At 41.8% G+C, this 20,457-nt stretch carries 20 protein-coding genes; 12 read left to right on the top strand and 8 right to left on the bottom strand.

The window, feature by feature from the left end:
- Positions 1–184 precede the first annotated feature (184 nt).
- From RM049_RS23410 to RM049_RS23390, 5 genes are all read right to left on the bottom strand, one after another.
- Positions 185–532 (bottom strand): hypothetical protein, encoded by a 348-nt coding sequence (locus RM049_RS23410; RefSeq protein WP_322705859.1) that lies wholly within the window; start codon positions 530–532, stop codon positions 185–187.
- 11 nt (positions 533–543) lie between these two features.
- Complete coding sequence (locus RM049_RS23405) at positions 544–1,038, bottom strand: phage tail protein (protein WP_322686407.1); 495 nt, start codon at positions 1,036–1,038, stop codon at positions 544–546.
- 215 nt (positions 1,039–1,253) lie between these two features.
- A complete protein-coding gene (locus tag RM049_RS23400; RefSeq protein WP_094331970.1) occupies positions 1,254–1,709 on the bottom strand; it encodes a phage tail protein in 456 nt (151 codons plus the stop codon).
- 126 nt (positions 1,710–1,835) lie between these two features.
- The gene (locus RM049_RS23395; RefSeq protein WP_322686408.1) at positions 1,836–3,497 is read right to left on the bottom strand and encodes a phage tail sheath family protein; all 1,662 of its coding nucleotides are present in this window, start codon (positions 3,495–3,497) and stop codon (positions 1,836–1,838) included.
- A 30-nt stretch (positions 3,498–3,527) separates the two neighbouring features.
- A complete protein-coding gene (locus RM049_RS23390) occupies positions 3,528–4,367 on the bottom strand; it encodes a Pvc16 family protein (protein WP_322705858.1) in 840 nt (279 codons plus the stop codon).
- Positions 4,368–4,631: 264 nt separating this feature from the next.
- Between RM049_RS23390 and RM049_RS23385 the strand changes: the two genes are divergently transcribed.
- From RM049_RS23385 to RM049_RS23360, 6 genes are all read left to right on the top strand, one after another.
- Complete coding sequence (locus RM049_RS23385) at positions 4,632–4,829, top strand: hypothetical protein (protein ID WP_322705857.1); 198 nt, start codon at positions 4,632–4,634, stop codon at positions 4,827–4,829.
- Positions 4,830–5,233: 404 nt separating this feature from the next.
- The gene (locus RM049_RS23380; RefSeq protein WP_322705856.1) at positions 5,234–6,355 is read left to right on the top strand and encodes a HAMP domain-containing sensor histidine kinase; all 1,122 of its coding nucleotides are present in this window, start codon (positions 5,234–5,236) and stop codon (positions 6,353–6,355) included.
- 36 nt (positions 6,356–6,391) lie between these two features.
- Positions 6,392–7,072 carry a response regulator transcription factor gene (locus tag RM049_RS23375; RefSeq protein WP_322705854.1) on the top strand — a complete coding sequence of 227 codons (681 nt, stop codon included), beginning with the start codon at positions 6,392–6,394 and terminating at the stop codon, positions 7,070–7,072.
- A gap of 43 nt (positions 7,073–7,115) precedes the next feature.
- Entirely contained in the window at positions 7,116–9,254 is a 2,139-nt protein-coding gene (locus RM049_RS23370; RefSeq protein ID WP_322705853.1) for a substrate-binding domain-containing protein, read from the top strand.
- Positions 9,232–9,873 (top strand): FHA domain-containing protein, encoded by a 642-nt coding sequence (locus RM049_RS23365; protein ID WP_322705852.1) that lies wholly within the window; start codon positions 9,232–9,234, stop codon positions 9,871–9,873. The genes RM049_RS23370 and RM049_RS23365 overlap by 23 nt, the downstream gene beginning before the upstream one ends.
- Positions 9,874–10,252: 379 nt before the next feature.
- Positions 10,253–11,347, top strand: coding sequence for an anthranilate phosphoribosyltransferase family protein (locus tag RM049_RS23360; protein WP_322705851.1), 1,095 nt, complete (start codon positions 10,253–10,255; stop codon positions 11,345–11,347).
- Here RM049_RS23360 and RM049_RS23355 read toward each other — a convergent pair.
- The gene (locus tag RM049_RS23355; protein WP_322670320.1) at positions 11,319–12,743 is read right to left on the bottom strand and encodes an LCP family protein; all 1,425 of its coding nucleotides are present in this window, start codon (positions 12,741–12,743) and stop codon (positions 11,319–11,321) included. The two genes, RM049_RS23360 and RM049_RS23355, sit on opposite strands and share 29 nt — an antisense overlap.
- Positions 12,744–13,029: 286 nt before the next feature.
- Positions 13,030–13,371: a hypothetical protein gene (locus tag RM049_RS23350; protein WP_322686624.1), complete on the bottom strand. Its 342-nt coding sequence runs from the start codon at positions 13,369–13,371 to the stop codon at positions 13,030–13,032.
- Between the two features lie 274 nt (positions 13,372–13,645).
- Between RM049_RS23350 and RM049_RS23345 the strand changes: the two genes are divergently transcribed.
- The 4 genes from RM049_RS23345 (at position 13,646) to RM049_RS23330 (ending at position 17,179) form a co-directional block, all read left to right on the top strand.
- Positions 13,646–14,812 (top strand): AI-2E family transporter, encoded by a 1,167-nt coding sequence (locus RM049_RS23345; protein ID WP_322705850.1) that lies wholly within the window; start codon positions 13,646–13,648, stop codon positions 14,810–14,812.
- A gap of 565 nt (positions 14,813–15,377) precedes the next feature.
- Entirely contained in the window at positions 15,378–15,869 is a 492-nt protein-coding gene (locus RM049_RS23340) for a GNAT family N-acetyltransferase (RefSeq protein ID WP_322670368.1), read from the top strand.
- A 93-nt stretch (positions 15,870–15,962) separates the two neighbouring features.
- Positions 15,963–16,640 (top strand): ComF family protein, encoded by a 678-nt coding sequence (locus RM049_RS23335; protein ID WP_322705849.1) that lies wholly within the window; start codon positions 15,963–15,965, stop codon positions 16,638–16,640.
- A gap of 86 nt (positions 16,641–16,726) precedes the next feature.
- Positions 16,727–17,179: a PPC domain-containing protein gene (locus RM049_RS23330; RefSeq protein WP_322705848.1), complete on the top strand. Its 453-nt coding sequence runs from the start codon at positions 16,727–16,729 to the stop codon at positions 17,177–17,179.
- A gap of 66 nt (positions 17,180–17,245) precedes the next feature.
- Here RM049_RS23330 and cobS read toward each other — a convergent pair whose 3' ends face one another.
- On the bottom strand, positions 17,246–18,022 hold the full coding sequence (gene cobS / locus RM049_RS23325) for an adenosylcobinamide-GDP ribazoletransferase (protein WP_322705847.1): 777 nt from the start codon (positions 18,020–18,022) through the stop codon (positions 17,246–17,248).
- A gap of 376 nt (positions 18,023–18,398) precedes the next feature.
- On the opposite strand from cobS, the gene RM049_RS23320 reads away from it, so the two are divergent.
- Entirely contained in the window at positions 18,399–18,851 is a 453-nt protein-coding gene (locus RM049_RS23320) for a hypothetical protein (RefSeq protein ID WP_322662022.1), read from the top strand.
- Positions 18,852–19,296: 445 nt separating this feature from the next.
- The gene (gene tgt / locus RM049_RS23315) at positions 19,297–20,421 is read left to right on the top strand and encodes a tRNA guanosine(34) transglycosylase Tgt (RefSeq protein ID WP_322705846.1); all 1,125 of its coding nucleotides are present in this window, start codon (positions 19,297–19,299) and stop codon (positions 20,419–20,421) included.
- Positions 20,422–20,457 lie beyond the last annotated feature (36 nt).

The following is a 20,457-nucleotide window of genomic DNA, read 5'->3' as shown; positions in this document are numbered from 1 at the left end:
TTTAATGAGCCTTCGATACTCATTAATGAGGCTTTGAACTCCTTTAATGAGCCTTTGATACTCATTAATGAGTCTTTGAACTCCTTTAATGAGCCTTTGATACTTGCAGACGTAGCTTGGAACTTTTCCCCCTGCCCCCTGCTCCCCACTCCCAATGCCCCATGCCCCATGCCCCATGCCCCATTCAATTATGAAGAAGTGCTTCGGGAGAATTTACTGTATCTTCTGGTATGCAAGTTTCGCCTTCCAAGCCATTGATTCGACGGTAAAAATCTTGGAGATAATTTAAATCTTGGGAAAAAAAGTTTTCCACGATTGCAGGAGTAACCTCTGATAAAGCACCCAAGTGGGTAATCACTCGTGACAAGATAATAATTGTGGCATAAACGGGATTTGCTTTAACACGTGGGTCACGCAAGGGTGCAATTTCGTCTATCGCCGTTGATAACCGCATTACACCTTTGCGATGGAGGTTGCCTTCAGAGTCTAGATACCCCTTTGGCAGTGTAAATTCAAACTCTGTGGGAAACATAATTCTCCTAATTATTTCACGCGTTTAAATTCCTCAAAAGCAACCTCCACCTCCTCAATTTCAATGTCATGGCTGCGGGCGTTGACATCGGCAATTTTGTAACTCGCAGGCCAAGCACCGGCTAATTCAAATCTAGCTACTTCTTGATTTGCCTGATTATAAATAGACAAAGCAACAAGTCTACGTTGCTGTGACCAATTACCCTTTTCGACTTTTTCAAACCACTTCCAAAAATCCATAGAGTTGGTGGTACCTCTACGCAGAATGAGATTACCACTTTTGGGATTGCTAGGAAGCTTAGTTCTTACTACCTGACCTTTTGACTGCCCTTTTGTACCCCAAGTTTGAGAAGTAACTTCAGTAATTTCAATAACCTCTTGTGTTCTTTTAAAGCCTTGACACTCCAAAAAGAAACAATTGGCATCGTTTTGACCTTCTAGTGTCAGTTCTAAATAGAACCGATGGGCTGTCAAAACTTCTGGAATTCGGCTTGCGGATTGTACCACTGTTAAATAATTCGTAATTCGTAATTCGTAATTCGTAATTACGTTTTGTGACGGAGATTTAGCGCAAAGTGCAGTCTTCTCCCAAGGGGAGACGCTAAAAGCGATGGGGTCTCCCCAAGAGGAGCAACTTTGCAAAACAGACTCCGACACAAAGCGTTCTGCCTGTAGAGGCTATGCAACTTAAACTCCCAAACCTTAATTACTGCATAAGCTAATTATTTGATTCGTTTAATTCCTTCGTGAACCAATTCAACAGTCTCATTTGCCATATCACCACCAGAGGCTGTTAAGGTAGGCCCGGTGTATTTACAGGGATAACAATTGACAATGTTCCACCGTGCTTTTTCTGAGCCTTGTTGGTCATAAGCAACCACCGAACCAGTCTTACGATTCTGTGCCCATTTCCGAGGGTCTCCCATGTCTTCGTTACAGTCTTGATACCATTTATACAGGTCTATATCATCAGTGGCGATGACTTTTACTGTAATGTTGGTAAATTTAACAACAGTTGGTGTAGCTTGACGCATTAGTTTAGCGCCTTTAGATGAACCGTGAACTTCTTGCGCTGGTGTATTTTCAACGCCTAGTCCGCTAATTTCTTTGATAAATTTATCAGTAATTCCGTCAGCCTCGAAGTAAAATTTACAAGAGGTTAAAAATTCGCCTGCCATACTTTTAGACTCCTTTGTGTGTAGTTAATTTTGAAATGGGGAACAAGAATTTTAGATTTTAGATATTGGATTTTAGATTGAAATTTAATCCAAAATCCGCAATCCAAAATCCAAAATTGAATTGCCCTATTCGCTATCTTCAATGCCATTCCATTGGCTGATACGGAAAACAACAAATTCAGCCGGTCTTACGGGACAAACTCCGACTTCAATATATAAACGTCCTAAAATTCTGGTTTCTGGTGGGTTCAATTCTTCGTCGCACTTGACATAGAATGCTTGGGCTGGAGATGCCCCAAATAATGCACCTTCACGCCAGATGCGCTCTAAGAAGTTACTGACAGTGCGGGTAACACGCGCCCATAAATCTTGGTCGTTCGGTTCAAAAACTACCCACTGAGTCCCCAGTTCTAGGGATTTTTCGATATAGCTAATTAATCTACGCACACTGATGTAACGCCACTCTGTTTTATCTGGCTCAACTAGAGTGCGTGCGCCCCAAATGCGGATACCTCGATTGGGGAAGCTGCGAATACAATTTATCCCCAAGGGATTTAATAGTTCTTGTTCGCGGAAGTTTGTGTCATAGCCCAAACCAATTACGCCTCTGGGAACTTCATTTGCTGGGGCTTTGTAAACTCCTCTGGTTTCGTCGGTGCGGGCCCAAACACCCATCACATGACCACAAGGAGGTACTAAAATTGGATTACCGCGATCGCGTGGATTAGGTACTTTAATCCAAGGATAATAAAGGGCCGCAAACATCGAACGACGGTTAAATCTGTTCAACCATTCCACTACTTGCTGCGGTTTGACGGCATCCGGTGGCGCATCAAGTACAACCATCCGGTTGGGCGGGTTGGGAATATCGCCACTGGCAGAACCCTCGCACATACTAATCATCAGTTCGATGATGCCGTGGACTTGATCTAAATTAAGTATCTGCTCTTGATAAGCCCGCATCACATCAGGACAGGCCAGCATTGTGATTTCATCAACTTCAAAGATACCGCGTACCCCGGTGCGATCGTCTCGAACCCCTTCTAAATTTTGCGAAAATCTATCGGGTGTGGCAGCAACAATGGGTGGCGCTAGTTCATATTGACCATTGACCGGACGACGAGCTAAAGGCTGTCCACTTTGAGTTATGTCTTCTACGGTGATGTACATCGAATTTCTCAATGCCGTCACCGCATAAGTCGCTGCTTGAGCAGCAGGTTCGCGGTTCATTGTCAAGTTCTCGTATTCCTCTAGAAGCTCATCTCCCCGACGAATTTGGATGGTGAAATACTCGCCCGTATTTGGAGGTGCTTCTCCTTCAGTACCTTCAGGTAGGGCACGCGGTGAACCATCAATAATTACAAGATTTACTAATCCGCCTGATGCTTGTTCAGCACGCAAAGTAAAGCGGAGGGCTGGACGATTACCTCTAGAGTTGATTCTGAGGGTAGCCGGTTCTGGAGTTGCGGGTCTGGGTGCGTTTGGTAACTGAGTCCCAATGCTTGTTACCCAGCAACGACCGCCACCATTCATAAAGTAGCCGTAGACTGAAAAGGGTAAATAGGCGTTGAAGTCGGTGAAGCCATCAGAGTTGAGACGGGCAAAGTAGTTTAAGTATTGCGTCCAAGTGGTTACTAGCATGGGCTTGTATAACTCAGCCCCACCGCGAACGTCTTCTGTAAAGCCTACAAATCCGGCAACTGCTGTGCTAACACCTTCAATTGGTCGGCTACCCCGGTCAATTTCTTCGATGTAAACACCAGGAGCAAAGTAATCAAGTCTAGCCATGAAAGTCTCTCCAAGTCAGTAAAAATCTAATTATTCAGGAGTTAGAAATATTTCTTTGAAAGTATTACTTTGGTTATCTACCAATGCATTGACGTTTTGAGGTAGATAGCCCGGATGATTCAGAGTCAAAACATAATTACCTAAATGAAGGTCTTCAAAAAAGAACAGCCCTTCTTTAGTGGTTAATATGGATTTTTCAGTTCCCCTCACAGCCACTTCTGTCGCTACCAACGGCAGATTTGTCACCGCACTTTTGACAATACCTGCGATCGCAACTCGCCTGGTTAATACTAGACTGTCACTATCGCGAGACAATTGATTTCGCAAATTGAAAATTCGCTCCCAAACCAAAGGTACTGGAGTAGGTTGTGGCTCGAAGGGTATTGTAACTGTCAAATATAAGGCTGAACGCAATGGCACATTGAGAGCGCTCCACAAAGAGCCAATCTCAATTGGCGGCTCTAAGGCAACTGTCATGTTCAAATTACCATAGCCCCGCAATTCAGGAACCAAAAACTTCTCTTCCAAGGTGCGATGGCGCAACAGCACAGTCAACGCCTCACTAATAAAGTGATGCTCACCTAAAGCTGTTCTATCCCAGGCTGTTAAAAGCAGCGAAACATCAAACCAAGCGGGTGCCCAATTTACAGTAGCAGGTTGTAGAGCGCGTGTTAGCTTGCGTTCTACTTGCCTACCAGAATGTTGCACCTGCTTACTCTCACGTATATCAAAAATATATAAATTGAGAGTCGGCCCTGCTCCCTCTTCCCTACGATTACCAGGATGGCTAAAGTCAATTTGCTCTGTACTGGTAAGTGAGGTTCCTCCAGCGAGAATTTCGGCTAAAGTTTGAAGAACGAAGATAAGCATGAAGGTGTGCTGCTGGTAGCTAATCCAGATGCATCTACAGTATATGTATCGGGCTTCTAAAGTTAATTAGACTTTTGTCGATATTTTTTAAATCGGGTATTGGGTCAAGAATCCGTAAAGTCGCAACTTCAGTTTGTAGATTAATCTGGAGCAGTTCTTAATTGGACGCACTACATACATTTTTTCTTGTGGGTGGGTTGAAAAGCATTGGTGTCAAGTTAAGGCAGAAGCCCAAATGTCAAAGGTATATTCATCGAATTCGGGGTGTCGTTTATTAAATTTGGGCAGTCGTTTATCGAATTCGGGCAGCCGTTTATTGAATTCGGGCAGCCGTTTATTGAATTCGGGCAGTTGTTCATCGAATTTGGGGTGTTGTTAATTGAATTCGGGCAGCCGTTAATTGAATTCGGGCAGCCGTTTATTGAATTCAGGCAGCCGATTATTATTTTTGTTCAATTTTAATTTGAGGAGGATAAAACCTAAAGACAAAAAGACTTTTCATCCAGTCCCCAGCGATGCACTGAGCTTGCCGAAGTGTCCCTAGCTATACTAATTGACCCCAGTGATTTCATCTTAACTTGACACTAATGGCTGAAAAGACATCCTAAGTAGTCTATTAAGCTAACGAAAGCTTAGGTAAGTAGTAAGCATTTCAGTGCTTAACATCAGGACTAAAGTCCTTACTACAAACTTCTTTACACAGCAAAGTTAGTTTGATACACGTGTAAATACAAACCTTAATAATTATTTGGATGAATTATCCCAAAAGATAACTTAACAAAAAAATAAACATTGCTGAGACTGCATAATTTTATACTGGTCAGCAGAAGAGTAAAAACATTTGGTTGCAAAAAGCGAGTGAAGCTATGACACTAGGCTTTTCTGTACAAAAACTAGACAATGGCTCTAATTATTTGAATTCCTCAGACATCCAAAGCTTTTGTCAGCTTGAGTCTGAGCAATTAACTAGTCAATATCCAATTTTATTTGCTCGGATTGTCTATCACGATCCATTATTGAGAACTAATCAAGAAGTTATAAATTATGGTCAAGACCAAACTCCTTTTTCTCCAAAAACTTTAGCTTATTTGCGTTCGGAAGCATGGCTGACAGATTTTCCGCCTGTTTTGAATTTACATGAATTTAAGCTTAAGGACTTTTCATCTATTTCTTACATTTGCCCCATATCTTATAGAAATCAGAAAATTGAATATATTCAAATCATTACTCATGAACCTCTCTCACCGAGTTTACAACTATATGTAAAACGCTCTGCTATGCTGCTGAGTAAGTATGTAGATATTTCCTTGGACTATGGCAGACAAAAAACTGAAATTCAACTTTTAGAAGATATCTTACATAGAGTCGGTCATCAATTGCGTAACTCTTTAGGACTTATAGGATTGTATGCACATAATTTATGCTTAGGTTTAGAGGATAGCCCTTGGCAAGAACAAGCAACAATCATCGGCGAAAGTATACAAGATTTAGATACTAATTTAAATGAACTGATTGATTGCGGTCAAAGTGCAAAATTAAGGGTAACACTTCAAGATTTAAGAAGTTTAGTGGTTGAAAGTATCACAAATTTACAACCTATAATTAATCAAAAAAAACTTAAAATATCGATTCCCGATACATCGACAATATTGAAAATAGACAAATTACAAATGAAACAAGTTTTTGATAACATCCTCAGTAATGCCGCTCATTTCAGCCCTCATTCAGGAACTATTACCTGTAGCTGGCAAATTTTTCAAGATGAAGTTTTAATTAAAATCTCCGATCGAGGGCCAGGATTGTCTCAAGAAGACTTACAAAAAATATTTACTCCATTTTATTCCCGACGTAAAGGAGGTACAGGACTGGGTTTAACTATTGCTAAAAAAATTATTTTGGATCATCAAGGAAGTATCTGGGCACAAATTTTATCAGAAAGTGGGGCACAATTTTCGCTGATTTTACCTCGACCAAGGAGCGTAAATTAATTTATAATTCGTAATTCGTAATTCGTAATTAAAGATATGGCTAATGATAATAATAAACTTTCGGTTTTACTCGTAGATGATGAAGAACGCTTTCGTCAAGGGTTACGTACTCTCCTAAATTTTTATAGTATTAATTCTGCGTTACCTGTAGAAGTTATTGGTGATGCAGATTCTGTTGATCAGGTTTTAAAGTTTACAACTCAGAAATGTCCAGATTTAATTTTGCTGGATATGCAATTGAAAGGATGTGATGGAATTACAGTTCTGGCACGTCTTAAAGAAGCTGCTTACAGTGGCAAAATTTTAGTATTGTCGGCTCATCAAGAAGACGATTGGATTTTTAGAGCAATGCAGGGAGGAGCCGCAGGTTATGTGTTTAAAAATCGTGTGGCAACCCAATTGTGTGAAGCTATTGATACTGTAACTAGGTCAGAAATTTATTTACCTTCAGAAGTTGCTAGTCGATTTTTCCGGTTTTTTCAGGCTTATTCAGACTCTTGTGTAAAAGCATGTCATGAGGTGCATTTAACCGAAAGAGAGCAAGAGGTTTTATACTGGTTAACTCAAGGTGCTTCTAATGAAGAAATCGCTAAACATTTGTATGTAACAGTTGCTACTGTTAAGGCGCATCTCACCAGTATTTTTGAAAAATTGAAGGTTACTAGCCGGACTCAAGCGATTGTGACTGCCCTCAAGCTAGGATTAGTTCATGCTTGAGCGCGACTGAAGTAGTCGGCGCAATTCACGAAACTTTTTGTATATGGCTTCATTTGAATCTTTTTATCAAGAATACCCCTGCTCGTACAATTCTCCCTTAAGTTGCGATCGCCCCTTTCAAACGGCGCAGCAAATCAAGGGTGCTAAGTTTTGCTTGGAATGTGGTTTTCCAGCAACTTTACCACAGGAGGGTGAGATTAAAGGAAGTCAGGGAACTTATCAAATAACTAGTTTTGTTGGCGTGCGCGGTTTAGGCCGTTTATACTCAGGTGTTCAACTTAAAGACAAACAACCTGTAATCATCAAAGAATACCTGCTCCCCAATCGTTCTTTTAATGAAAGTGAGACTCAAAAGCGTCAAGAGACTTTTAAACGTGTGGGTGGGGTAAGTTTAGCCGATAGTCGAATTCAAAACTTTCGTCTGGTGGAAACGAAAGAAGCGATCGCAGATCAAAAAGGAGAGCGCTGTTATTTAATTACTCAAGGCATAGAGTCATCCCAAACTTTAGGTAAATATCTCATAGAAAAGGGAGCAATGACATCTCTTGAGGTGCGTGAAGTACTAAATCAAGGTTTACAAACTCTCCAGTTTATCCACACTCAAAAGCTGCGTTTTCCCTCCAATCAAACACAACTGGGTATCACTCACGGCAATATCAATTTAGATAGTACTTTAATTAAAGTAGAAAATAATCAAAAATTTTCTATATATTTTTGTGATTTAGCTATCTGGGAAAACTTATTTATCCCACCGATTATTCCTCAACCTGCTGCCGCCAGACCTGAGCAAGATTTAGAATCATTAGGATTATTAGCGTTTTATTTATGGGTAGGGCGGACAACTAATTTTTCATCTAACCAGCCTCTCAATCCTAGAGATCATCAACAATGGCCGGATACTGATAGCTATTTAAAGCAATTTATTTATCGTTTAATTGGGCTGGAAACTCCCTTTGAAAGTGCAGAAGCGGCTCGTAAAGCACTACTAGAACTTCCTCAAGAAGATCGTGCTAAAAGTTCAAGTTCAGTGCGATCGCCAGGTTCTCAAGAACTAAAAAAGCCTTTGCCAACGCCCTTAATCTTGTTATTAATCCTATTTCTATTACTACTTGGCGGGGGAATTTGGTATTGGCTTTGGGGTAGGAAGACAGATAATCCTAATCAATATATCCAATGGTCTAGACTTGTGCGGAATTTTTCCGAAGTCCCCAACGTTCCTTCTGGACAATTTACTTATACAGGAGAAAAAGATAGTACATGGAGTTTTGTTTTAACGCAATTAGTAGACAACAGTCGTTTAGGAGATTTATTGACCAGACCAAAGCCAGATGCTACAGCAACATTTGACTATAAATCTGTTTTGTCATCAAATATAAATAATCCGATTAAAAGTATCGAAGAAGTTCAAACAAACAAAAAAGATTTTGCAATTACTAGTTTAGTAGACAATATTACAGATAAACTTGCGAAAAAACCAGTAGCCTATGATGGTTTACTTGTTTTTGTCGCATTTAATAAAAGAGACTCAAATCTTGCCAATGCTCTTGGGGGACAAATCAATCTTGAGCAATTGCGTCAAATTTACACAGGTAAAATTACTAATTGGCAGCAGATTAATCCTAAACTTCCAAATCTGCCTGTGAAACCTTTTGCCCCAACTGAACCGGAAGCAATCAGTAAATTTCAACAAATAGTTCTGCAAAATGCCCCTCAAGACGAAGCTTTATTTGCAGCCAAAGTTACTAAACTTGATACAACAAAAACCCAAAACCTGATACGCAGTGAAACTTTAGATGGGCGAACTACTGGTATTATCAGTTTTGGGATTATCAGTAAAACTTCGAGTCAGTGTACTGGCTATCCTTTAGCGATCGCAGATGCTAAAAAGTCCGCTATTCAACCTCTGTTTCAAAAGCGCGATCGCCGCTCAATTAATCCCTCAGATGATTTGTGTCAACATGATGATTATTATGTTGATGTCACAACCTTCCAAAGCTACCCCTTGGGATACCCTATTTTTGTAGTGTACCCTAAAGACAGCAACCGCCTACCTGGTGGTTCTACATTTGCCCAGATGCTAACTACTCGTCAGGGTCAGTGTTTACTTAGTAAAGTAGGTCTTGTAGCTTTACAACCTATGCCTGATGATATAAAGTCTTATGCCTGCAAATCGGTGCCCTAATCCTAGTTGCGAATATTTTAACCGCGCCCTGCCGAACAATGCTAAGGTTTGTCCCTGGTGTTCTACCCCTGTGGGTAATGTAGTTTCTTCTACACCACAACCACCTAGTCAACCTCCACCTATTCAACAACAGCCTAGTCAACCACCTGTTCAGTATCAGCGGCCGCCTACAGACCAACCTAACTACCAAGCTCCCCAACAAGCCCCAATAGATTATTCAACAGTCTATCAGCCACGAGTTTCCTATCAACCAACACCACCTGTTTATACCCCTCCACCTCAAAGAGCGCCAGCCTTAAAGCTGATTCATAGCACTGGCAGAGAATTTCACCTGATTGGGGAAGGAGGTTATATTGGTCGCCGCAGTCAGAGTCCAGGAATAGCGCCGCCAGAAATTGACTTGACCGGCATTCCCAGTGAGGGAATAGTCTCTCGTCGTCATGCGCGAGTCGATTGGGACTGGTCGCAAAATTCCTACATGATTGTTGATATGAGTACAAATGGTATTTATTTAAACAACAATACTTTGACTCCCGGTATGCAGTATCGCCTACTTAACGGTGATTCACTGCGATTTGGTCAGGATAATCTAGTTAATTTCACTGTATATGTTGTGTAGTAGAAAGCTGAATTTATAACTTTAAATTAATAAGACTTGGGGCTTGACAACAAGCTTAAGCCCTTTGTTAAAGGTAGACAAACTTTTGGGCTAAATAATTTAGTAAACCTGCTGTTGACGACTCATTTTTACCTTCTTACAGCGATTTCAGGTAAATGAACCACAAATAGACCTCACTTCCATTCCTCTCTCCTAAAAGGAGAGAGGCTTTGATTTTCTCCCCAACGCTAGTAGGGAAGGGGCTGGGAGTTAGGTCTCATAATTGTGGTCTAAATACATGAAAACTGCTGTAAATCCATAATTCGGTCATTAGCCATTTTCGGTTATTCACGGACAATGGACAAATGATAGTGGACAAAGGACGAAGGACAAAGGAAAAATGAGCAATGTATTTCGGGAATTTCTGCAAAAAGTAGGCAGTGGAAACCACACATCTAAGAATTTAACTCGTATTGAAGCAGCCACCGCTACTAAAATGATGCTGCTGGGTGAAGCGACACCAGCCCAAATTGGAGCCTTTTTGATTGCTCACCGAATCAAGCGTCCTACGGGAGAAGAGTTAGCCGGAATGTTGGATGCTTATGAGGAACTGGGGCCAAAACTGCAACCCATAGCCTCTGGGCGACCAGCGATCGCTCTTGGCATCCCTTATGATGGTAGGACACGTACAGCACCAATTAGTCCCGTCACAGCTTTACTACTCGCCGCAGTGGGACAACCAGTGGTAATGCATGGTGGCGATCGCCTCCCCACGAAGTACGGCTTACCTCTGATAAATATTTGGCAGGGTTTAGGAGTCGATTGGACTACTTTACCCCTAGCACAAACTCAACAAGTGTTTGAGCAAACGGCAATCGGCTTTATTTATCTACCTCAGCATTTTCCCTTAACTACAAGTCTTTGGGAGTACCGCGACCAACTGGGCAAACGTCCGCCGTTGGCGACAATGGAGCTAATTTGGTGTCCTTATGCTGGGGATGTTCACGTAATTGCTGGGTTTGTCCATCCACCGACAGAAGGGATGTTTCAGATAGCTCTAGGACTGCGAGGAGTGACAAAATTTACATTAGTCAAAGGATTGGAAGGTAGTTGCGACTTACCGCGCGATCGCACTGCAATCATCAGCTTATCTTCATCCGTAGCACCCCAAGAGGTAGAACGATTGCACCTCGTACCGCGCGATTACGGCTTTACTACCAAGAACGTACCCCTTGGAACTACTGAAGAACTGGTGGCGGATATTCAAGAGGTTTTGGCAGGTAAACCAGGTGAATTGATGCAAACAGCCTTGTGGAATGGCGGATTTTATCTATGGCGCAGTGGTATTTGTTCAGATATGGCAGAAGGTTTAGCTAAAGCAGAAGAATTATTAACCAATGGTGCAGTAGCAGCTAAACTCCAAGAACTGAGTCAGGTAGTAAATTCAGTGTCAGCAGATATACCCTTTAGGGTGTCAACGACTTCTCCAAAATAGATTTTTGTTCCAACCAATCTTTACCTACTTGGATACTGATATCCGATGCAAGGTTGCCAGTGCTTTCCACCCGCACTTCTCCAAATCCCAAAGTGCCGCGAATTGACTCGGCACTGTCACCATCTCCCTGTTGGGCGACAATATGAGTTACATCTAGAGGTTCGCCCCATGCCTTGGCCACATAGATATTGCGATATCCAGATTTTTCCAAGGCTCTAATTAACGGTTGCAGGTTAGAGCGATCGCCACCTGTACTATCTTGAATTGCTACACGCAAAGAGCGGGGGTTAGTTGTAGTTGCCAGCTGTTCCTGTTCTGACTCCAAACCAAAGTGTTGAGCCATCAGTTTCGCAATTCCATCTTTGTTGGGCAACCAATAGCTAGCATCAAACTCATTCTTTTCGCTAAAGCGACCTGGCAGCATTAACATTTGCATATTAGAGCGATTTGTCCGCACCCCAAAACCCATTAGCGCTACTAACTCTTCAACCGTCAAGTTAGTATCAATGTGGTCTTTCACGACATCAAGAACTTTCGGTAATTGAGCAACAGTAGCCGGGTTGAGTGTTTGCTCCATCAAAGCACGCATGACCATTTGCTGGCGCTGAATCCGACCAATATCACCGAGTTCGTCATGGCGAAAACGCAGTAATTGCAATGTTTGCTCGCCATTGAGGTGCTGCTTACCAGCCTTCAAATTGATGTACAAATGCTGAGAATCATCTTGATATTTCATATCTTTAGGAACGTAGACAGTCACGCCACCCAAAGCATCAATTAGCTTGGCAACTCCCAAAACGTTAATTCGGACATAGCGATCGATTCCTGCTCCTCCTAAGAGATTACTAACAGTTCTGGCAGTCAAAGCTGGCCCACCGTCAACATTGGCAGCATTAATTTTTTTCACTCCATACCCCTCTATTTCCGTGCGGGTATCTCTGGGAATGGAGAGCATATTTATTTTTTTCGTCTCTGGATCGAATTTGACCAAGAGCATCACATCAGAAAGACCATCAAAAGAGTTGACTTGGGGCAGGTATTTGAGATTTTTGGTATCTTCAGGAGGGTTTTGGATATCTGGGGGAAGTACGCTCATTCCCATCACCAAAAGATTCACTGGACGAGTTAATTCTGAAAATCGCAGCACACCTCCAGAAATGCGATCGCTATCAAAGGCCGCCTCATCCTTTGGAGTTAGCTGCGCTTGTTGCAAAGGCGTACTCGTCAAAGACACTGCTAAAAGCGCCCCCGCAGTTGCTGATACCATCGCAATACCACCCATACCTACCCAAAACCACAGCCACCGCCCTGATGTTGAGCTTTGGGGAATTTTTTTATTGGATTTTGAGGCTTTTCCCGACTGGTTTTCTTCCGCCGAACTTCTTTGAATGGTCACAGACTTCCTCACACTTACTCACTAATCAAATTCAGTAATTTTGCAGACTAAAAACACCTAAACAAATTAACCCATAATAGCTAACTCTTAATTATCGGTGCTAACTTTTTTAATGTAGTGTCAACCACAACACTTATAGCAGCATTTATTCTTTTTTTGGGACAACCTGGAGATGTTTTACTGAAGTATGGCAATAATAAACTGGATTTGACTAGATATATAAAGAAATCAGCCAGAAATTTTCCAAAATTCAGTAAAAACACCGACAATTTATCGCCTTAAAAAATTAAGATAAATACTTGCCAAGCACTCGTTCAGCTAAATTACTAAACCCTGGTAAACGACTAGATTTGCCCTGCATTAGGCGCAAAATCAACCAAATACTTACTAAAAAGTAACCTGACGTGAGAAAGCTATTGAGGATAAATAGACGTAGCGGAAAAAAATCTGAAGTTGCTGCCCCGGTAGCCAATAATAAATAACTCAACAACCAAGTAAGTGCCAAAGTAATAGACAGACGACTAATAGCAAGTTGTTCCCGATTACCCTGGCCTCGATAGAGCGTCCACAAGGATGGAAAAAAGCCGACGATCGGAACTAAATGTAAAAGCAACTGTGTTTTAGGCATTGGGTACTGGGGATTGGGTACTGGGGATTGGGAATTGGAAGAAGACAAAAAAGAGACTTCTGGAATAATTCTTCCTTGTCCTCCTTGTCCCTCTTCTTCCCCCAGTCCCCAGTCCCCAGTCCCCAGTCCCCAGTCCCTATTGTCTTTCGGTTCAAAATTCTTCATTGGGGTTAATCTAACTCCTAAACTAGAAGGATGAATAAGATTCATATAGTTAGAGATAATAAGCTGTAAGGAAAAATTTCATTTAGTTCTATTCCGCAATCAGCTCAAAATGCAGACACGTAAGCTACTCGACTGGTGGCAAACATTTACTCCAATAGCGCGAATCGGGGCGATCGCGCTATTTGCTCCGCTGCTAGTTATCAATGGTTGGGCAATTTCGGTATTTTTCAATTATTTCCATTCTCTCATAGTCATTTTAGTCGGAGCCTCAGTGCTAGCATTTCTGCTCAACTACCCCGTGAGCTGGATGGAGCATCATGGTGCTAAGAGAGAGCAAGTTGCTATTTTAGTATTTCTCTTGGCTTTATCGATTTTATTGGCGTTGGGTGTGACACTTTTTCCCTTGGCTCTTACCCAAGCTGAACAACTGGTGGCTCGTTTGCCAGAGCTGATCGACTCTGGACGCTCTCAGTTAATGATATTAAACGAAAAAGCTGAGACTTTTGGCTTACCGATTAACCTCGATGCTTTGGTGGTGCAAATCAACGATCGCGTCAAAGGACAATTACAAGCGATCGCCGGACAAGTTTTAAATCTAGCTGTACTGACAGTTACTAGTCTGCTAGATATTCTCTTGACGATGGTTTTAACTTTTTATCTTTTACAGCATGGGGGTGAACTCTGGGAAAGTTTAGTGGAGTGGCTACCTAATAAATTTCGCGAGCCTTTCTCTAAAACAGTCCGCCTAAGTTTCCAAAATTTCTTCATCACCCAGTTGATTTTATCTACCTGTATGGCTTCAGCCCTTATTCCTACCTTTTTGTGGCTGAAAGTGCCGTTTGGATTGTTATTCGGACTAACTATTGGCCTGATGGCTCTCGTTCCCTTTGGCGGTTCTGTAGGCATTGCCCTGACTACACTGTTGGTAGCGTTGCAAGATTTTTCAATGGGTGTGAGAGTGTTGATCGCAGCGGTAATTGTACAGCAAATTCTCGAAAATTTAATTGCCCCTCGAATTTTAGGCAGTTTTACCGGTTTAAATCCAGTTTGGATTTTAATTTCGGTCTTAACAGGGGCAAGAATTGGCGGACTGTTAGGTGTAATTGTGGCAGTACCTACAGCTGTTGTGATTAAGACTGCTTTAAGTGCCTTGCGTCCTAGTACCGGAACAAACGACAGCGCCATTGGGGAGATAACTGCATCCGTTCCAGGAAATGAGTCCTCGAAAGCCGACGACAACAAAACTTTGAGCATTTCTGAAGCAACATTGCCTTAATACAAGAAGGCAGGAGCAGGAAGTGTATCATCAGTTATTTATCAGGAACGGTAAGGGACAAGGGAAAGGGTAAAAAGCTATTGCTTCTATGGTGGGAGACTATTATTAACCTTTTTCCCTTTACCCCTCTTATTTCTTAAATTCTGTTGCAAGCGATTGTTTAATATCAAAATTTTCCAAATACTGTGAAAAGTCAGCCTTTGCCACAAGAAATGAATGCCAGTTGGTGTTTCGCTTCAATATTCTAAATAGCTTTTAAGCTTTTAAATAAATCTAACTTTCAGAATCATTATCTAATTTAGAATTTAGGAAAGGAAACTACTTTGCAAGAAGTGCTTTTAAATTGCAGCAGGAGTGAAATTGCTAGGTTCTACACTTGCCGATCGATACCATCTCCCTGAATAATCACCTGGGAACCTGACTGAATTAATTGCCGAATTTGTGGACTTAATTCACGCCTTAAGATTACAGCTTGAAATGAACTCTGCAAGAATTGCTATTTGCTGAGTAAATTGGGATATAGATGCGGAAAATTTTTCTGGGTAAACTTGACCAGCAAATGGTAATGAAAAACTATTATCAAGATTTTTTAATTCGTGATTGGGTGAAAAGCGATCGCACAAGAGCCGCCGAAGTCATCAGTTATGTATTATCAGAATACGGTCTGGCTTGGGAACCCAAGGGTGCTGACCAAGATGTGCTGCGAGTTGAGGAATGTTATTTAGCTACTGGGGGAGAGTTTTGGGTAATTGAACACCAAAGTCAGTTAGTAGGTACTGGAGCATACTACCCCATACACCGAGGTGAAAAAGCTGTAGAAATCCGCAAAATGTATCTTTTACCCAGCATTAGGGGTTTAGGATTAGGGAAATATTTGTTACAACAGCTAGAAGCAGCGATCGCAAAGCGTGGTTTTCAACAAATTTGGATTGAAACCGCCAGTGTTTTGGTGGAAGCAGTCAAGCTGTATGAAAACAATGGCTACACTCCAGCAACAGGAGTGGAAACAACAAGGTGCGATCGCGTGTATGTTAAGTCATTGATCAATAGTCATTAGTCATTAGTCATTAGTCATTAGCTAAAAACAAACGACAAAGGACAAATGACAAAGGATAAATGACAAATGACAAATGACAAAGGACAATTTTAAATGCACGCTTGGATTAAAAATCTCACAGGCTTACTCAATCTTTTTCTTCAATCCCATTGCCCTCTATGTCAACGCGCAACTTCCCAAGAATTCTGTCAAAACTGCACCAGACAACTGCAAAAATGTCAACGTAAAGACCCGATTTCTCTATGGCAAGAGCCTATACCAGTGTTTGGCTGGGGGGAATATGGTGGCCCAGTGAAACGAGCGATCGCAGCGATGAAATATGAAAATCAACCCCAAATAGCTCGTCCTTTGGGTCAATGGTTAGGGGAAGCATGGTTGTTAAATTCACCGAAGCGAGATAGCCAGCCTGTAGTAGTTCCTATCCCACTTCACGCTAGCAAACAAAAACAACGTAAATACAATCAAGCCGCACTGATAGCACAAAGTTTCTGCGAAATAACTGGATTAAAATTGAAACTAAACGGTTTAGCAAGAGTGCGAGAAACTGAAGCGCAGTTTGGTTTGTCGGTATCTAAACGAGAAAAAAACTTGAACCAAGCTTTTGCTATTGGACAAGAATTTCGCCATCGTCCTCCAAATGCCCCAGTGCTGTTAGTGGACGACATTTATACTACTGGTGCTACTGCCAGGTCTGCTGTGCAAACACTTCGTCAGTATGGAATTGTGGTCTTAGGATTAGTAGCTGTAGCCACTGCCGTCAAAGACGGATAAATTAAGAAGCAATAGGCAAGCTTTGACGGATAAGTACATAAATTGACCTAATTACCCTATTTTTGTAGAAAAATTGCTTGAAATGTATGAATAAAGTTTTTGCGGCAGGTTTAAAACAACTCATCATCATTCCTGCCACATTGCTGGCAATAGGCATTAGTACAAGTGCAGTTGCTCAAAATAAATTGTATAGTCCAATTCCTTTATCTAACAGTACTGAAATTGACGATCGCCTTTCAGACAAAGATATTCCCACAGGTCAAGGTGGGTTTGCCCGTGATTACACTGTGAAGTTGCAGAAGGGCGACAATTTAGCAGTTGACCTGTCATCGGAAAACTTTGACAGCATCATCACACTGCTAGCACCTGATGGTTCGACTTTGGCAGAAAATGATGATGGCCCTGATGGGAGTAGCAATTCCTTACTCTTTACTCGCATCGTAGAGACAGGGAATTATGTTATTCGTGTCCGGTCTTTTGGGGAAACTGGGGTTGGGGCTTTTAAACTCAAAGTGACAAAGTTGCAACCGATTAAATAAAGTTAGGAGTTTGGAGTTAGGAGTTTGGAGTTTGATTTTTAACTCCTCACTTTTGACTCCTCACTCCTAACTTCCTACAGTCAGTACGCAGAGAAATAAGGCTTCAGTCCACTCAACGACTGCGCCGTAGGTATCTCCAGTGTGTCCGCCTAGTTTATGGTTGAACCATGCACCAGTTAAAGTGGCGATCGCACTTCCAGCAATTATCATTGCCAGTGCGAGAAATAGTTGCTGTCTATTTATCAGCCAAAGTAAACCACTCAAACTAAACAACAATAATAATCCTGGTAACAAATCTTTGTAAGAACGAATGGCTTGTTTGTGAAATGCGCCTTTACCAGTTGCTTTCAGATAAGGGTATCGGGCGATAGCTAGCTGTTGTCCCCAACGTCCCCAGCCACAAGCAGCCATCAGCAACAACCAACGGTTTTCTGGCATATCTGTCAAAGCTGTTATTTTCAGTAGCACCAAGGCGATCGCAGCCATTGCTCCAAAGGCTCCTGTAGCACTATCTGCCATTACCTCCAGTCGCCGATCTGGGTCGCCCACTGCTAAACCATCGGCAGTATCCATTGCCCCATCTAAGTGCAATCCTCCAGTTATGGCAATCCAAACACTTACTACTAAGGCACTACGAGTTAACACGGGCATCCCCAGATAATCCATCCCCGTATCCAGAAACCCTAAAATTCCCCCAATCATCACTCCAACAAGCGAAGCAAGACGTGCTACTCTTTGAAAGTTCAATCCGTTCAAATACGGTAACGGAATACTTGTGTAAAATATAATACTAGCTGCCAGCTTTAACAGCAGCTTTTTCCACCACTGTTGCTGTTTCGTCATCTGAATTACATTAATTTTTGGTAAATTGCTGGATAATAGTCATAATTTCGGTAGAACCGACATCAGTAGACTTTAAAACTTTAAATAAGATTTACTTCTATTAAACATTCTCGTTGAAAATTTTGTTATGCTGGTCTAAGTGGTAAACAAATATTTTTGAGTATTTTTTTATACAAAAACGACTAACTTAGGAAGTTAAAATTCCATCAAGGAGCAAAATTTCTGTTTTGTATTCGTTAACTAAAAACTTACTCCAAATTATTAGACGATTGCCCCATAAAATTGATATTTTTTTAAATGTAGGGAGTAAAGAAGCTATTCAATTATGACAGTTTAGCTATGTTGTTGCTCTCCTTAGCTCAATCGCAATTTTCCTATGAGTCATCATCTACCCGACACCAGGATACCAGCTCCGTGCATTATTAACACGGGCATCATTGTGAATAAGCTCGACATCCGGCGATTGCTGGCAGATTTAGGTCGAGTCCACTACATCTACACCCAAGAAGATAAGGTACTGAGCGAGGGTGAAGGGGATGTGATGGAAGTTTTTGCCAATCCGCAAAGGTCTACCTTAGTCGCTAACCGCGCGCTATATCTGAATGTTTGTAGTTTTGATTACTTAGAACTAAAACAGTCGTCGCAACAAGAAACCTACTTCGATTTGATGCAAGAAGGATTGTGTCTGCGGTTAATTCCCCGCTCGACACCTTTACAAGAGCGAAGAGAGCGAAGCTTCAATGTCAGCGCTATAGAAGCGATGATGGAACAAGTACTCTCAGCCAAGTGGGATGCAGAAATTGACGATGACTGTTCTGATTCTTTCTAAATAACAATTATTTAGAGTATATACTCGTAAAGTTGGTAACTAGGTTAGTAATGAATGCTTAAGTGTTCGCTAAAACTCAACTACCAATCTTGATGTTTGTCCATAATTTAGCCAAATATTATTAATTTTGCCCTAATACCATTTGATTTTATGGCTGCTAGTACCGCAAGGCAAAAGCCAAAAGTCAAAAAACTTTCATTTTGGGCTTTCTGGCTGTAATGAAATGGTGAGGCAGTCGCTCAGAGGGAGTTCCCGCCATAAGGAACTGCCGTTAGCGTAGCGTTAGCGAGCTTGCGAACGTCACCCGTTAGCGTCGGCGGCAAGCGAGTCATCGAGCGTCAGGGGTGGTTTATTTCTGCTGCGTTGTACTAGTTAGGGATTTTTGAAACTCTTTACCGATTAGTGTTTCACAATCCAAAATCTAAAATCTAAAATTCCAAATGGCATGAGTGCGAATTTTTCTTTTCAATGTCTTGCTTGCTGTAGTCAGACAAAAGCTAGAGCAGGAGTGTTTTTCACCCCTCACGGTCTTGTAGAAACCCCCAGATTTATGCCAGTAGGAACGCTGGCTAATGTCAAAACTATTACTCCATCTCAACTACGAGATACTGGGGCACAAATGATCTTATCCAATACTTATCATCTTCACCTACAACCAGGAGAAGCGATCGTGGCTGGAGGTGGTGGGTTGCATAAATTTATGGGGTGGAACGGGCCAATGCTCACAGATTCAGGTGGGTTTCAGGTCTTTAGCTTAAGCGAGATGCGAAAAATTACTGAAGAAGGCGTAACTTTTCGCTCGCCCCATGATGGACAAATTATTAAATTAACACCAGAGCGCTCCATTGAGATTCAAAATACTTTGGGGGCAGATGTGATTATGGCCTTTGATGAGTGTCCGCCTTACCCAGCGACTCGCCAAGAAGTAGAAACTGCAACTGAGCGCACTTACCGCTGGTTAGAACGCTGCATAACGGCTCATCAACGCAGCGATCAGGCTTTGTTTGGGATTGTGCAAGGGGGCGTATATTTGGATTTGCGTTGCCGTGCAGCGGAAGCTTTGGCTAAGTTGGATTTGCCGGGATATGCCATTGGTGGCGTGAGTGTGGGAGAACCGCCAGAATTGATGGCTGAGATTGTCAAAGTAACAGCACCACTTTTACCCCCCGAAAAGCCGCGTTACTTGATGGGTGTGGGAACTTATCGTGAAATGGCGATCGCGATCGCATCTGGTATAGATTTATTTGATTGCGTCATTCCCACTCGCTGGGCAAGACATGGTACAGCGATAGTCCAAGGCGGACGCTGGAATTTAAAAAATGCTAAGTTTCGTGAAGATTTTACGCCATTAGATGAAACTTGTCCTTGCTACAGTTGTCAAAATTTTAGCCGTGCTTATATATCTCATTTGGTGCGATCGCAGGAAATTTTGGCTTATACCTTGTTGAGCATTCACAACATTACCGAACTAATTCGCTTTACGCAAAAAATTCGAGAAGCAATATTAAGCGATCGCTTTGTCGCAGAATTTGGTCACTGGCTCACCGAAGAAAGCAAAGATGAGAAATAGAGAGTCAAAGAACAGAGGATTAATGACAAATGACAA

The sequence above is a fragment of the Nostoc sp. DedQUE04 genome (assembly GCF_034530995.1).
Lineage (GTDB): Bacteria > Cyanobacteriota > Cyanobacteriia > Cyanobacteriales > Nostocaceae > Nostoc.
This window is presented reverse-complemented; position numbering and strand designations above follow the sequence as displayed.